Source organism: Sphingopyxis terrae subsp. terrae NBRC 15098, from assembly GCF_001598815.1.
GTDB lineage: Bacteria > Pseudomonadota > Alphaproteobacteria > Sphingomonadales > Sphingomonadaceae > Sphingopyxis > Sphingopyxis terrae.
This window is the reverse complement of record NZ_BCZQ01000016.1, coordinates 120,226-133,930: the sequence shown is the minus strand read 5'-3', so window position 1 is coordinate 133,930 and position 13,705 is coordinate 120,226. Positions and strand designations below refer to the sequence as shown.

The window sequence follows — 13,705 nt, the reverse complement described above, 5'->3', positions numbered from 1 at the left end:
AGCTCGTGAAGCAACGTGGAATACCATCCTTCGGTCGCGGTGCTGGTCTTCGTGCCGACGAACCGGTGACGATCCGGCATCGTGATGCTGTCGGTTGTGCGATTGTAGAACGCGCGTTCACCGGCAACGGTGATGTTCGCACCCGTGGATGCGATGAAGGCTTCGGCAGCAACGCATGGATCGATGCGATCAATCGACGGTTCGATTGCAGGAAGCTCGAAGCCATCGACCTGTGCGACATTGAACACGCGCGATGCACGGGCAACGAAGAATCGATTGCCGCGATCATCATCATCGCCGGATGATTGCGTGTCACGCTCATGCGGTTGAAGTTCACGATAGAAAATGATGATCGAAGATTTCTCGCCCTTGCGGACTTGTGCGCCCTTCTCTTGCCACTGGCGATATGTGCCCCAGAGGCCATGATCGAATTGCTGGCAATATGCCGATGCCCAAAGGGCGACGGTGTTGACGCCGCGATAGGCGTTCTTGCTTTCGACATTGGTGGGACGTTCGATTGATCGTAACCGACCGGTGGAGGCCGCCTGCCGGGATGTGATGTGAGCGGGTAAGAGACGTCGATAAGGGCGTCGATATGGACGTCCTGAGTGAGAGCGAGGGACGGCGGTGGAGATATTGGGCCGGGAACGGCGTCGCCGGTGGAGCCAAGCTGAAAAGCTTGAGATTGTCGCGGCGGTGGGGGTGAACGGCGAGACGTTGGCGCGCGTTGCGCGGCGCTACGATGTGTCGCGAAGCCAGATTTATAATTGGCGCCATCTTTTCAGGAAGAGAGGGCTGCTGCCTGCGCCGGTTGGGCCGATCTTTTTGCCGGTCGAGATCGGCGCGCCCATGCACGCGGAACCCGCGCTCGAGGACCGCATGGTCTCGCCCTTGATTGTCGAGCTGTGTCTGCCGCAGGGACGGTGCCTTCGTTTCGACAGCGGCATCGAGGCTGCTGCCCTGACCCGGCTTATTCGATCGGTGGAAGCCGCATGATCGGACCGGGAACCGGCGTAAGGGTGTATCTCGCCTGCGGCGTCACTGACATGCGCAAAGGAATTTCGGGTCTCGCCATGCTCGCCCAGACCGTGCTGCGCCAGCAGCCAGCCAGTGGTTCCGTATTCGCCTTTCGGGGACGGCGCGGCGACAGGCTGAAGCTGCTTTACTGGGATGGCCAGGGATTTTGCCTCTATTACAAGATCCTGGAGCGAGGCCGCTTTCCCTGGCCCTCTGCGGCCGACGGGACGACGCGACTGACATCGGCCCAACTCGCGATGCTGTGGGAAGGGATCGACTGGAGGCGCCCGAACTGGGGCGCGCCACCGGCACGCGCGGGGTGACTTTTCTTCCTTGAAGCACCTGTTTTTCTGGACCTTTTGGCCGTTTTCGCGTAGAAAAGGCCATGCTGAACGCGGCGTCCGATCCTCCCGAAGACCCGGCACTTCTCAAGGCGATGATCGCCCAGTTGCAGGCAGAGAACGCGAAGCTGACGACGACGCTACACGCCCATGACTTGATCGTTCAGGCACTCCGTTTGCAGATCGCCAGGCTCCGGAAGCAGGTTTTCGGCAAATCCTCCGAGAAGATCGAACGCGAGATCGAACAACTCGAGTTCGCTCTGGAAGACGCTCTCGTCTCCTTCGCGAGGCAGGGCCTCGTGGCAAGCGACCAGGACGATCCGGAAGCGGGGCCCGTGGCCGTTTCTGCCGATACCGGCTCCAGGCCGCGTCCATCCCGTCGCCCGCGCGTCTCGGCGGGTACGCCGCGCGAACGCCACGAACTTGACCCCGGCAGCACCTGTCCGGATTGCGGGGGCGACCTGCGTCTCGTCGGCGAAAACGTGAGCGAGATCCTCGAGATGATAACGGCAAAGCTCAAGGTCATCGAAGTTGCCCGCCCAAAGAAGTCCTGCCGTTGCTGCGAGAAGATGGTTCAGGCGCCAGCCCCGAGCCGACCGATCCCTGGCAGCATGGCCGGAGGAAGTCTTTTGGCTTACGTGCTGGTCTCGAAGTTCGACGACCATTTGCCGCTGTATCGGCAAAACGAGATCCTGGCGCGCATGGGCGCAGACATCCCACGCAGCACGCTTGCTGATTGGTGTGGCCGCTCGATGCGGATCCTGCAGCCCGTGACCGACCGGATCGAAGCATCGGTCCTGGGCAGCGACATCCTGCACGCCGACGACACACCCGTCCGCGTGCTTGCTCCGGAACGACGCGCCAAAGGTATCGGCAAGGGTGTGATGCAAGGCCGGATCTGGGGTTATGTCCGTGACCAGCGCCCCTGGGCTGGCACCGCGCCGCCCGGGGTCGCCTACCGCTATGCTCCCAACTGGAAAGCGGAGCATGTGTTGGCCCACCTGGGCGATGCAAGCGGCATCCTTCAAGCCGACGCCTACAAAGGCTATGCCAAGCTCTACGAACTTGCCGCAAATGGTGAACCTCGCTTCCGGGAAGCCGCCTGCTTTGCGCATTGGCGACGCGATTTTCATGACATCTGGATGTCGCAAAAATCGAAGATCGCGCACGAGGCGCTCGAGCGTATCGGGCAACTCTACGACATCGAGCGCGAAATCGCGGGCAAGCCTGCCGATATCCGCCGGGCCGTGCGCCAGGAACTGAGCAAACCCAAGCTCGAGGCTTTGCGCACCTGGGCCGAGAAGCAACTTGCCCGTATTCCGACCAAGGGGGATCTGGCCAAGGCCTTTCGCTACGCCCTGGGCCGCTGGCACGCGTTCAGCCTGTTCCTCGACGATGGGCGCGTCGCCATCGATAACAACGCCGCCGAGCGCGCCGTCAGGCCCATATGCCTGGGCAAGAAGAACTGGTTATTCGCCGGTTCCGAGGCCGGCGCCGAAACCCTCGCGCGCGCCATGACGCTCATCGAAAGCGCCAAGATGAATGGCCTCGATCCCCAAGCCTACATCACCGACCTGCTCAATCGCATCCACGATCACAAGATCAACAGGATCGACGAATTGTTGCCCTGGAATTGGGTGCCGCTGACCGTCCCGCAAGCACTGGCCGCCTGATGGCCGCGGTCACTTACGTCCGCACCCTCGACTATGTCGCCAGGATACTCGACGAGGACGTGGAGTTGCTGGAAGCCATCGTCTCGAATGACGACAACCTGGCCTACGGCGCCATCATCAGCGTCTACGTCGGACCGGACGAGTCCATAACCGCGCTGACCGATCACGGCGTCGACGAGCTGACTGACATGCTCAGCCAAGCGCGTCTCACGACCAAGACCTGGCACCAGTTCCTCGATGACTTCGTCGACGATCCCGAACTCGCCGCCCGCTTCAAGACCCAGGCCTCGCGGTAGCAATCGGACGGTTACGATTGATCCGCCTGCACGATGCCAAGGCATTTGCGGATGCTCGGCTCCGGCTTCGATTGCGGCAATGATTTGATCGGTGATAGCTCCGTAAACGTCGAAGCGTTCTTTTGATGAAGTGGTCATGTCCTGATCTCCTTTCGCTGTATCCTGAGGACGCGAAGGGAACAGGCTGGGGGAAAGTCGGACTGTCAGCCGTAAGGCGAAACGGGCAACACGGGAGCGCAGCGAATGGATCGGGCCGCCCGTTGACGGGACGACGCCCTCAGCCACATTCGCGGATGAAACTCAGGGCGCAGCGGAAGGCATGGAATGACAGCAATCACAGCGGGATGGGATGTCGCGCCTTGCGTTCATTCAATGCCGAGTTTGCTGAAGAAGATTTTGTTGCGCATCTCTGCATCGCGCAAGACCTTAGTCCAGCTCAGCACCTCGACATAGAGATTGATATTGCCAAACCAGCGGAACCAACCAAGCCCATCGGGCATTGGCGTAAAATCCTTCTCGCGATCAAGCCAATCGGTAACTTTCTTGGTCAAGTCGCATACGACGTAGCCATAGAATGGCGTATTTGTGTTGACGATGATGTCGCGATTCTTCGGTGTCTTGAACTTCCCATCTCGGATCTGATTCACGTAGCGGACAATCTGCTGCACGGGATCATCCTTGGATGACGGGTTCGCAAAATCGTCACGCTGCGGCTTCTTGAACTCGAAAATCGTGATCGGATTGCTGGCTTCGTTCTCGCCGCGGAACGCCACGCGATTGTTGAAAATCGTGATGTCCGTTCGATCGCCATTGGCCTTGTTGATCGGCTTTTCTGACGAAATGTAGGCTGAAAAGTTAAGCCGCTCGTCCAGCATCCAGAGGTTATGGGCGTCAAAGTCGATCTCGTCGGAGTCCTTCTTCCGTTGCATGATAATATCATGCACTTCGCCCTCGGACTTGTGGCGACCGTCATCATCGGATTCGAGCGCCTTCGAGAAAAGGTCGAGAACGCACTTGCGCATCGAAACATAGTGGATGAGGTCGTTCTTGCTCGTCTCGGAAATGCTCGTCATCACCTGCGAAATTTTCTTGTCGAGGTCGGCCTCATCCTCGGCCTGTAAGATTGCCGCAACCTGCGCGCGAGTAGCTTGCTCTTTTTCGAACTTCTTTCGCTGGAAATGCAGTTCGATGTCCTGATTGCTCGGACGCATCGGCAATGAGCTAAAGTCAACCTCGTTGCTCAGGGTTCGATGCCACGGCGCTTGGGTTGATACATATTCCGTGATGCGAGCTTGCTTCCGTTGCTTACGCTCGGCGATCTCCGCGCCAACAGCCGATTTCGCAATCTCTGCCGCTTGCTGCTCGATTTGGCTCTGCGAAATACCGCTGAGCAAATCGGATTCGGTCTGGAAACGGAACTCGCCGCGTTCGAGCGAAACGTTGTCGTTCAGATAGTCGCCGAACACATAGGCTTTGATGACAAAGTTGCGTCCTTTGCCCGCCTCATCGCCGGGTATCGGCTCAAAAAACTCGTCCGCAAACTCTGGAACATAGGCTTGCAACGCTACGTCCGTCACTTCTCGGCGATGGGCGACAAGGCTTACTTTGCTGCGCGCAGCGCGCGGCGAATAGAATTTGAAGACGCGCACCTGAAACAACTGATCTTCGCCATTTGTGGATAGACAGAACGCGCCATTCTGAACGGGCATTTCGACAATCTGGCTGCTATCCTGGCCCAGATAATCGTTCAACGAAACCGGTGCGGCGGTGCTGCCTTCGTCACGGATAACAACGCGTGGGCAGGGTTTATCGGCATCTACGAAATATGGGAGCAATCGCTCCACAAGCACACGGCTGATGGTGTCGATGCCCTTGTCTGGAAACTTGACTGACTTGATCCCTGCGATTTCGATCACGCTTCCCGTGTCGCCTTCCGAGATTGGTCGCAGCTCCTCATCGACGATAATATCTTTATCCAGCCCCATGCGGAACCTGCGTTCGCGCAACTCGTGGCCTTCGGCAAAAATGCTGCTGACATTCATGCGGTCAAAATATTTGAGGCAAGTGAAGCGACCAAAGCCCTTGCCGCCGTCAGATTTCTTTTGCTCGGTGTAGAGTTCGTCAAATGAGTCTCGATTCGCTTGGGTAAAGCCAACGCCGTTGTCAGATACGATGAACCCATCGACACCGCGCAAACCTTCAATCAAATCCTCCTGACCATCACGCTTGATCTGGATATCAACTACGCCTTTGTCAGATTTTTTCTCATCTATAGCTTGGATCGAGTTCACGACCAGTTCGACAAGCGGCGTGTAGACGTTGGTGCCTGAGCGAATGTTTTCGACGAGGCGCTTGATGTTGACGTTGCTCATGACGCGTTACCTTCGCGGACAAGCCGTGCCGTTTTTGGATCATAGGTATATTCGGTAATCGTACTGTCCTTAATCCGCTCCACAGCGTCATCGACAACAAAGCGCGGTACAAGGAACCATTCGCGCGGAATTACAGGATTACCGAAACGATCCTTAATCTCGATGTCGAGCCGCGCTGGATCGAATATTCGATGGATCAGATTTTCGAGCTTCGTCCGGTTGATGTTGTAGAGCGTGTAGGTCGCGACGATTTCAACGTCGGCCATCAAGAATGTCGGGTCGAGCTTGGCATTGGCGATGCGTTTTTGCACATCACCGCCGGTCACACCGATTTTGTGAAGCACCTCGCGGTTTGCGGAGACAACGGGATGATCCGATTTGCTCCGCAAAACATAGATCGTGCCGCTAGCTGAATCTTCGTTTTCAAGCTGTCCTGAAAATGGGGTTCGCTCGTCGTGGACAAACAACGGCCCTGCTTCTGGATCGGAGATGCGGCGTCCAGCTTCATCTTTATGCAAGGCGCGCTGCAATGAGCGCATGAGCATATTGCTCTCAGTGCCGTTGTCGAAAATCACGCGCAAGCGCGCGTCTGTGCGTCCCTGCGCGTTGACGAATATCTCATCCATGTCGGCGACATAGGCTTTCTGCCCACCGACGATGAACCATGCGCCAGGGCGGATTTCCGCTTTTAGCTCGAATTCACGGGATTTTCTGATCCCGCTTTCAAGCTCCCGCTGCACTTGATCGAAAAGCGGTTTGAATGAGGCGAAGTCCTCGCACTTGTCGCGGTTCGCGATCTCTTCCGCTGCGCGCTTTTCCTCAGCCGTGCGAACGTGGCGAAGATCGGCGATTTCCGATGTACCCATCGCGCCTTCAAGTTCTGCAAGAAGCGCGTCAGTGTCCATGTCTTCGTCTGGTGCAATTTCCGTCTGACTGCCGCTTGTCAGCAATCCTTGGTGGTCAAACGGTTCGAGCAATGCGCGGCAATCATCCAGCGCCCGCAACCGATCCAAGCGCGTAGCATATATCCGCTCGAAGATGTCACGGCTCTCACCATGGCGCGGCGCGTGGCCATGCTTCTCGACAAATCGCTGGATCTCCTCAAATCCAGCGATGATGCGTTCCTCGCGTGGACCGCGCCCTGTCTTCTTCTCAGGCGGCGCGAAGTCGGCGAGCTGTTCGGCAAGAGCATCAAGATCGAGGTCAACTGTCATAGCGTCCCTCCTTCTTGAAACGCATGAAGGCGGCGGCGCCCTCGGCGAGACGCCGTTCCCAAGCGTCGGACGAGGTGATCGAAGGCGGACGCTCACGCTCCTTGATGAAGCGCGCGGCGCGCACGGCAAGTTCCTTCGCCTCATCGGGCGACAAGCTGGTGCGCTTGCTCGCGATAGCAGCCGCAACTTGCTTCAAGCTCTCCTCGCTCATGGTCTTGGCGAGAATGGCATAGGCTTCTTGAAACGGATTGATGCGGTCAATGAGGTCGATGTCGAGTTCGCGAACGTCCATCGCGAATTTGCGGACGCCATCAATCAGCGCGGTGTTGGCACTCGGCTCGTCATCTTTCTTGTCGCCACCGAGCGCAATGCGCGCTGCCTGCTGTGTGAGATTGAGGGCTGCGATGGCGTGCTGACGCACTGCCTCCTGATCCTCTTCGTCCAATTCGGGATACTTGTCCTTGATGATCTTGCCGAGCCGAAGCTGTGTCAGCTCTTCGGGCACCATCTCCTCGTCAAACAGTCCGCGTTCGATAGACGGCTTGTCCTGAACGAAGGTTGCTATCACCTCGTTCAAATCCTCTTTGCAGATGCGAACGGCTTCTTTGCTCTTAGGCTCGGTCAGACCTTTGATCTCGATCTGGAACTGTCCCGTCTGTTCGTTGAAGCCAACATTGCACTTGTCCGGCTGATAACCTTCATCGCCGTAATCGAAGCCAGGTTGTGGGCCGCTCTGCGGATTCTTAGGTGTGAAGTTGAAGCGCGGCGCGAGCACTTGTTCCATTAGCAAGCTCGCCGCGATCGCTTTCAACGTATCGTTCACTGCCTCGGTAACAAGTGACTCAGCCGCATCTGGCTCAGCGATCAAATTGGTGAACCGTGCACGAGTCTTGCCCGGTGCGTCGCGAGTGGCGCGGCCAATGATCTGCACGATCTCAGTAAGGCTGGCACGATAGCCGACGGTCAGTGCGTGCTCGCACCAAATCCAGTCAAAGCCTTCCTTGGCCATGCCAAGCGCGATGATGATGTCGACATGATCGCGATTGTTCTTGTGGGCTGGGTCTTTCAGGGCAGCGGACACGCGGTCGCGCTTTGAAGGATCGTCGTCAACCAGGTCAGCGATGCGCAGCTTTTTGCCATCCGACATTTTGACGATCTGGAAGCCGGTGACGGGATCGGCACCTTCCCACTCGCCCAGCTCCGAGATGATGTGCTCGACCTCTTTGATCTTGTCCTTCGTGCTCTCGCGCGAATTGACGTTCGGAATGTGAATGATGGTTTTCTCGGCTGGGTTCAGCACCTCAAGGATGTCGTCCGTGTAGGAGCCGGAATAGAAGAAATAGCCAATGTCGAGCTGCTTGAGATACTCGTAGCCGTTGAGCTGCTCGTAGTAGGTGTAGGTGACGGTATCGAACTTCGCTTCGTCTGTCGGTGACAGCACAGCCTCAGCATCGCCACGAAAATAGCTGCCCGTCATTGCGACGATGTGCACCTTGTCGCGCGCAATAAAGTCGCCCAGGTGCTTGCCCAGCACGTTGTCAGGGTTGGCAGAAACGTGGTGAAATTCATCCACTGCGATTAAGCGGTCATCGAACGCCTCGATGCCAAACCGCTCCACCGCGAAACGAAACGTCGCGTGTGTGCAGACAAGAACCTGATCGTCGCTGGCGAGAAAACTGCCGACGCTGTTGACCTTGCCGCCGTCCTCACCGGGCGCGTTGCAGAGATTCCACTTCGGCGTAACGGTCCAGTCGGACCAAAACCCGTACTTGGTGAGCGGTTCATCAGCGAAGCTGGAGCCGATGGATTTTTCTGGAACGACGATGATCGCCTGCTTCAATCCCTGATTGGCGAGCTTGTCGAGCGCGATGAACATGAGCGCGCGGCTTTTCCCTGATGCCGGCGGCGACTTGATAAGGAGGTATGGTTCCCCACGTTTTTCAAACGCCCGTTCCTGCATCGCGCGCATTCCGAGGGCGTTGGCTTTCGTCGAGCCGCCATTGCGAGCGTATGTAACTGAAACGGATGGGACGGACTTGGTCATCGGGAAATCCTGTAATCGGCTAGATAGTTGATCGCCCAAGCGGGAGGGAGTGGCCAGCTTCGAAACCCCTTTTCGTGCCAGGTAACACTGTCAGCCCCAATCAAGCCGTTTCCTTCTAGGTGTTGAACAAACTTATCATGATCATAGAGATAGAGGTCATCGCCATACAAAAATGCGATGTGGATGCCTTTGCCCACATATTTCCGGTCGATAACCAATCGGCCCTTTAGCTGGACCTTCAAGAAGGTTTCGCCGTCTATGTGGACGGCGATGAAGTCCGCACCTTGCCAATCGTCGGTCAAACGTATGCTGTTGAAGCCATAGTCAGCGAGGCGAGCTGCGACCTTCTGGAAATTGTAGTTTTCCTTCTGGCGTGAGTTCAGGGCGGCATATTGAATACGGGCGAACATATCAGCGCTCCCCTGCAATGCTCGCGAGAGCCGCCTTTAGCACCTGGAAACAGACCTTCGCTGTGTGTTGGTCTGGGGTGAACCCAGACGCCATCTGCTCATAGGGGTGGATGTAGTTGCGGAAATCACGTAGCCCGTGACTGAATTTTTTCACGTCAGGCTTGAACAATCCGATCTCGCTCGCAACGTCGATCAACTGCGACAGTGACCATTCATGGAAACGGCGGGCGGTTCCATCTGACCCCTTCGGGCTAGACGACGCACGATTAAATCGAGCGGGTTCCTTTTGCGCTGCCCCAAGCAACACGGCCTCAAGGACGCTACCGCATAGGAAGATGGTCGATAGATAGGCTCCAGCGGCAATTGCAGTGCGAGCTTCTTTCAAACGGCTTTCAATGATTGGAACTGCTTGGGCTTCGATAGGAAGTTTCTGGATATTGGGAATGATGAACTCGTTGTGCAGAAAGTCATCGACAGTCTGCGCGGCGGGTTTTGGCGATGACGCGGACTTACCCTCAAGCCGTGCAACGATGCTGCGCGCTTTGGCGAGAACGGCGTCATCGGATTGCTGACCATTGAGCGCGCCTATGGCCTCGCTCGTATCGAGCAATTCGGATAGCACTTTCCCGACAAGTGCATCTGGCTCTTGCTCCCAGAATGATCGCAGCTTCTTGGCCTTGGAGCTGCCGTAGGTTTGATATCTGGCGTCGTGGATCGCGACGCGGTGACTTTTGAAGAACTCCGCAAAGGTCTGATCGGTGTAGTCAAGGACGTAACCGCTACCCATCCCGAGCAGGTTTTCAAAATATCGCTTCTCGGTGTCGGTAAGGCTGCTCATGCTGCCCCTGCCTTGCGCTTCTTCGCGCCACCCGCGCCTGCGGTCATCTTGGTGTAAAGCTCGAACAACTTTTCGAGTCGTTCGGTGTCGTTCTTGAACCGCCTTCCAATATAGATTCGTTCCAACACCTCGTCGTTCCGTTCATGCGCTTCGCGCAGGTCGTCGGGCATAGCTTCGGAATCGTAAAGATCGGCGATGGTTGAAGGGAAATGCGCCTCCCGAGCCAACAGAATATCTTCAGCGCAACGTGTCAGATCATCCCTGTTTTTTTCCGTCAGGGTCGGAAGCGGAAAGGCATTCCATCCGAGTGTATTCGAATAGCGGAAATCGGTCTTGATCTTGCCGCAAACGGTTGAAATCCAAACCAGGTGAAGCCTTGAAGCGATGATCGCCATGTTCCAGCTCGGCGCATCGTAAATCGCAAGGGCAGCATCGGAAACAATTGCAGATTCATCAAGAAGCCCAAAGGGCAGATATTCCCGCCGCTCCGATGTATGTCTTGGAATAATGATCGAATGTTGTTTGGCGATAGATTGAATTTGAATAAATTTGTGCGGCGTCTGAGCATGAGGTCGCGTTGTCGGTGCTTTGGCTGAGGCACGAAACCTGCGCACGCTCTCAAGTCGCTCGCTAATTGCCGCAATTGCTTGAGCCTCGGCAACCTCCCCGTTTTCGATCCAGAGACAATATCGTAACTCGCCACGGATGAAGTCTCTGGAACCAACATAAGGCCGAATGAATTTTGAGGCCTCCGGGTGGGTCGAAAGGATTGATGCGCGCTCGGAAGCTTCCAACACCAAAAATCCACCGTCTGACGGCATATTTCCTTTATACATTATGCCCAATCCGACCGGAGGTTTGGATTGTCCCTCGACTACGATTGGTGGCCCTGAAACGAGATATGGGTTAATGTTATCGACTTCTCGTCTCGCTGATATGCCGTCCTTATCCATTGAAAACAGGATCGCATTCCTGCCTAACGTCGCAGTTAGGCCAATGATTACCACTGTCACACCTGCATTGTGTGACGCTAGATTCGACCACTTAAAGGACAGATGCGCGAACCTTATTCTCAGCCCTCGTTGTATAAGAAGCGGCCATAGCAATGGGACTTGTTGCCCTTGGCAAACAGAGTTTGTGCTAACGAATGCAAATTCGCAGGACACTGATGCAGAATATGCGGCGGCCTTAAAGAACCATCCGGCTATATAATCAAGGTTCTTCCACGAAGATGTAATTGATGAGAATATATCGTGGAGATCAGTTTTCTGATCTTCTGATTGCAAACTGCTGCCGATGTAAGGCGGGTTGCCGCAAATGTATGTCTCGCCGCCTTCATTCTCAAAGTCGATCTGCGCTTGATCGAGTGGTGTCGAAAACAGGTCATCGCCAACCAGCTTAACGCCGATTCCCGTTGGCGGACAAATGCTCAGCCAATCAAGGCGCAGCGCATTGCCACAAGTGATCCAGTTTTCTGCATTGAGCGGCAAAAATTCCGCTAGCGCTAACTTCTGCCCGCGATAGAGCGTGTCGCACTGGAACTCGGCGATGATAAGCGCGAGCCGTGCAATCTCAGCCGGAAAATCTCGCAGTTCGATACCGCGAAAATTGGTAAGCGGTATATCAGATACGCGGCCCTCCTCACCACGCCGCCGATTGATCTCTGCCTCGATCTCCCGCATTTCCTTGTAGGCGATAACAAGGAAGTTACCGCTGCCGCAGGCAGGATCGAACACGCGGATGCGCGCCATTCGATTCCGGAGATTGAGAAGCTTTCGAGGACTGTCACCTGCCTCTTCAAGCTGCTCGCGCAGACTGTCGAGAAAAAGCGGATCGAGCACCTTCAGAATATTCGGTCGGCTCGTGTAGTGCATACCCAGCGCGCCGCGCTCTTCATCATCGGCAACAGCCTGAATCATCGATCCGAAAATGTCGGGATTGATCTGCGTCCATTTCAGGCTGCCGATGTGTAGTAGGTAGGATCGCGCGATGCGGCTGAAACGTGGAACCTCAAGGCTCCCAGAAAACAACCCACCGTTCACATAGGGAAACACGTTCGCCCAGGAGCGAATAACTGAGGCCTGCCGGTCACTAATCCGCGTGTTCATCGCGCGGAAGATTTCTGCGATCACCTCATGAGTGTTCGACGCGTCCTTCTCGCTCATCTGATCCACCGTCGCGGTGAACAGGCCGGTGCCGTTGAAGATGTCGGTGTCTTCCGCGAAGAAGCAAAAGATCAGCCGCGCCATGAAGTGGTTCATGTCGGGACGGCGGTCGGCCTTGCTCCACTCGGGATTGTCTTTCAGCAGCTCAACGTAGAGTCGATTGAGGCGGCTGGTAGCGCGAATGTCGAACGCGCTATCACGCACCTGTTTGACGGTGCTGATGCCCGCCAATGGGAGGAAGAAACCGAAATGCTCGGGGAACTCGGCAAAGGTGCAGGCAACCGTTTCGCCGGACTCGATATCCTCGGCTTCGAACATATCGCCGTCGGTGGCGAGCACGAATTGTGCTTTCGCTTTGGAGGTCGCGGGGCTGGCTTTTAGCGCGGCAAGTGTCGCGGTCACATCGCCCTTCTCAGCAACAGCGATGTGGATGTTGCTGCGTTGAAGGACGCCGCCAAGATCGGAGCTGTTGCTGTGACCGTCGCGAAGACGCTTGATCGTCGCCGGTTTGTTGCCGAACGCCTCAAGGAACTGAAACGGAAACTCCGCTCGATCGAACGGACGTTCCGCCAATTCCGTTACTGCCTCTTCGATCTCAACAGCGTTCATGTTTCGCGACGGCTCCCTTCCGCCCTCAGTCTGGTTGATCGGTGTCAGCGACGAATGACCGCATAAATTCGCGGAGCACCTGCGCGGCGGGACGGTCTTGCTTTCGACACGCAGCTAGAAACTTCTCGCGAAGTTCGCGTTCAACGCGGATGCGAAAGCCGGAGTCCTTCCCTGACATGGTGGTGAGTGTAGCCAATGGATACACAAATCGCCAAGCAGAAAGAGGCGGAAAAGTTTAGCGATCAACAGAACTTACGGAAGCTGGGTTGCAAGGGGCAGGCTCGCCCCTGCTCGCGGTCCATCGGCGACTACGATGGTGTGCATCCAATCCGCATAGGGTTGGGCGATGGGGTCCAGGGGAGAGCGAAGTCTCCCCTCGGTCATGGGGGTGTCGGGGGAGCTGGAACGCTCCGCCTGACTGGTGATGCAACGGCCATTCGTTGCACCGGCTTCGATGATCTCCGCAAGCGTTGCCCTGCCTGCATCGCAGGCATCTGGGCAAGCGGATGGAGATTCGGAGAGGCCGGTTTGCCGGAGGGGATGCAACGGGGCACGCGCAGCGGGTGCCCCTTGCCAAGGTTGCGATGGTACTACCATCGACACCTTGCGGATCACGCTAAGGCGTAATCTGGCTATTGCGGAGTCGGTAGAACCGACAAGCTGGATTTGTGCTCGGAGCGGCTGGCACTCCTCGCGGATTGCGGCCTTCGCTCATGCTTGGCCGAG

General features: G+C 56.5%; 11 protein-coding genes. 4 read left to right on the top strand and 7 right to left on the bottom strand.

All coding sequences use genetic code 11. From position 1 onward, the window contains the following. Window positions 1-518 (bottom strand): ArdC-like ssDNA-binding domain-containing protein (locus STE01S_RS19680; protein ID WP_255265926.1); only part of this gene is annotated, 518 nt, incomplete at its 3' end. A 109-nt stretch (window positions 519-627) separates the two neighbouring features. Between STE01S_RS19680 and tnpA the strand changes: the two genes are divergently transcribed. The 4 genes from tnpA (at window position 628) to STE01S_RS10645 (ending at window position 3,327) form a co-directional block, all read left to right on the top strand. Continuing rightward, window positions 628-996 (top strand): IS66-like element accessory protein TnpA, encoded by a 369-nt coding sequence (gene tnpA, locus STE01S_RS10660; protein ID WP_062767578.1) that lies wholly within the window; start codon window positions 628-630, stop codon window positions 994-996. After that, window positions 993-1,340 (top strand): IS66 family insertion sequence element accessory protein TnpB, encoded by a 348-nt coding sequence (gene tnpB, locus STE01S_RS10655; protein WP_062767576.1) that lies wholly within the window; start codon window positions 993-995, stop codon window positions 1,338-1,340. The genes tnpA and tnpB overlap by 4 nt, the downstream gene beginning before the upstream one ends. Before the next feature lie 62 nt (window positions 1,341-1,402). Continuing rightward, window positions 1,403-3,031: an IS66 family transposase gene (tnpC, locus tag STE01S_RS10650; RefSeq protein WP_062767574.1), complete on the top strand. Its 1,629-nt coding sequence runs from the start codon at window positions 1,403-1,405 to the stop codon at window positions 3,029-3,031. Next, on the top strand, window positions 3,031-3,327 hold the full coding sequence (locus tag STE01S_RS10645; protein ID WP_062767572.1) for a hypothetical protein: 297 nt from the start codon (window positions 3,031-3,033) through the stop codon (window positions 3,325-3,327). Before tnpC ends, STE01S_RS10645 begins: the two co-directional genes overlap by 1 nt. A 365-nt stretch (window positions 3,328-3,692) precedes the next feature. On the opposite strand, the gene STE01S_RS10640 is transcribed toward STE01S_RS10645, so the two are convergent. From STE01S_RS10640 to STE01S_RS10615, 6 genes are read right to left on the bottom strand one after another with little or no spacing between them, the layout of a single operon-like run. Next, the gene (locus STE01S_RS10640; protein WP_062767570.1) at window positions 3,693-5,699 is read right to left on the bottom strand and encodes an ATP-binding protein; all 2,007 of its coding nucleotides are present in this window, start codon (window positions 5,697-5,699) and stop codon (window positions 3,693-3,695) included. Further along, entirely contained in the window at window positions 5,696-6,913 is a 1,218-nt protein-coding gene (locus tag STE01S_RS10635; RefSeq protein ID WP_062767568.1) for a GIY-YIG nuclease family protein, read from the bottom strand. Before STE01S_RS10635 ends, STE01S_RS10640 begins: the two co-directional genes overlap by 4 nt. Further along, window positions 6,903-8,957 carry a DEAD/DEAH box helicase gene (locus STE01S_RS10630; RefSeq protein WP_062767566.1) on the bottom strand — a complete coding sequence of 685 codons (2,055 nt, stop codon included), beginning with the start codon at window positions 8,955-8,957 and terminating at the stop codon, window positions 6,903-6,905. Before STE01S_RS10630 ends, STE01S_RS10635 begins: the two co-directional genes overlap by 11 nt. Further along, entirely contained in the window at window positions 8,954-9,367 is a 414-nt protein-coding gene (locus STE01S_RS10625) for a hypothetical protein (protein ID WP_062767564.1), read from the bottom strand. The genes STE01S_RS10630 and STE01S_RS10625 overlap by 4 nt, the downstream gene beginning before the upstream one ends. 1 nt (window position 9,368) lies before the next feature. Then, window positions 9,369-10,205 (bottom strand): hypothetical protein, encoded by an 837-nt coding sequence (locus tag STE01S_RS10620; RefSeq protein ID WP_162928251.1) that lies wholly within the window; start codon window positions 10,203-10,205, stop codon window positions 9,369-9,371. Next, window positions 10,202-12,979, bottom strand: coding sequence for a class I SAM-dependent DNA methyltransferase (locus STE01S_RS10615; RefSeq protein WP_062767560.1), 2,778 nt, complete (start codon window positions 12,977-12,979; stop codon window positions 10,202-10,204). Before STE01S_RS10615 ends, STE01S_RS10620 begins: the two co-directional genes overlap by 4 nt. Window positions 12,980-13,705: the final 726 nt, after the last annotated feature.

Bases quoted from the DNA above. Each gene is read 5' to 3' on its own strand.
- STE01S_RS10615 (WP_062767560.1), bottom strand. From the start codon at position 12,979: ATGAACGCTGTTGAGATCGAAGAGGCAGTAACGGAATTGGCGGAACGT.
- STE01S_RS10630 (WP_062767566.1), bottom strand. From the start codon at position 8,957: ATGACCAAGTCCGTCCCATCCGTTTCAGTTACATACGCTCGCAATGGC.
- STE01S_RS10640 (WP_062767570.1), bottom strand. From the start codon at position 5,699: ATGAGCAACGTCAACATCAAGCGCCTCGTCGAAAACATTCGCTCAGGC.
- STE01S_RS10635 (WP_062767568.1), bottom strand. From the start codon at position 6,913: ATGACAGTTGACCTCGATCTTGATGCTCTTGCCGAACAGCTCGCCGAC.
- STE01S_RS10620 (WP_162928251.1), bottom strand. From the start codon at position 10,205: ATGAGCAGCCTTACCGACACCGAGAAGCGATATTTTGAAAACCTGCTC.
- tnpC (WP_062767574.1), top strand. From the start codon at position 1,403: ATGCTGAACGCGGCGTCCGATCCTCCCGAAGACCCGGCACTTCTCAAG.
- STE01S_RS10645 (WP_062767572.1), top strand. From the start codon at position 3,031: ATGGCCGCGGTCACTTACGTCCGCACCCTCGACTATGTCGCCAGGATA.
- tnpB (WP_062767576.1), top strand. From the start codon at position 993: ATGATCGGACCGGGAACCGGCGTAAGGGTGTATCTCGCCTGCGGCGTC.
- STE01S_RS10625 (WP_062767564.1), bottom strand. From the start codon at position 9,367: ATGTTCGCCCGTATTCAATATGCCGCCCTGAACTCACGCCAGAAGGAA.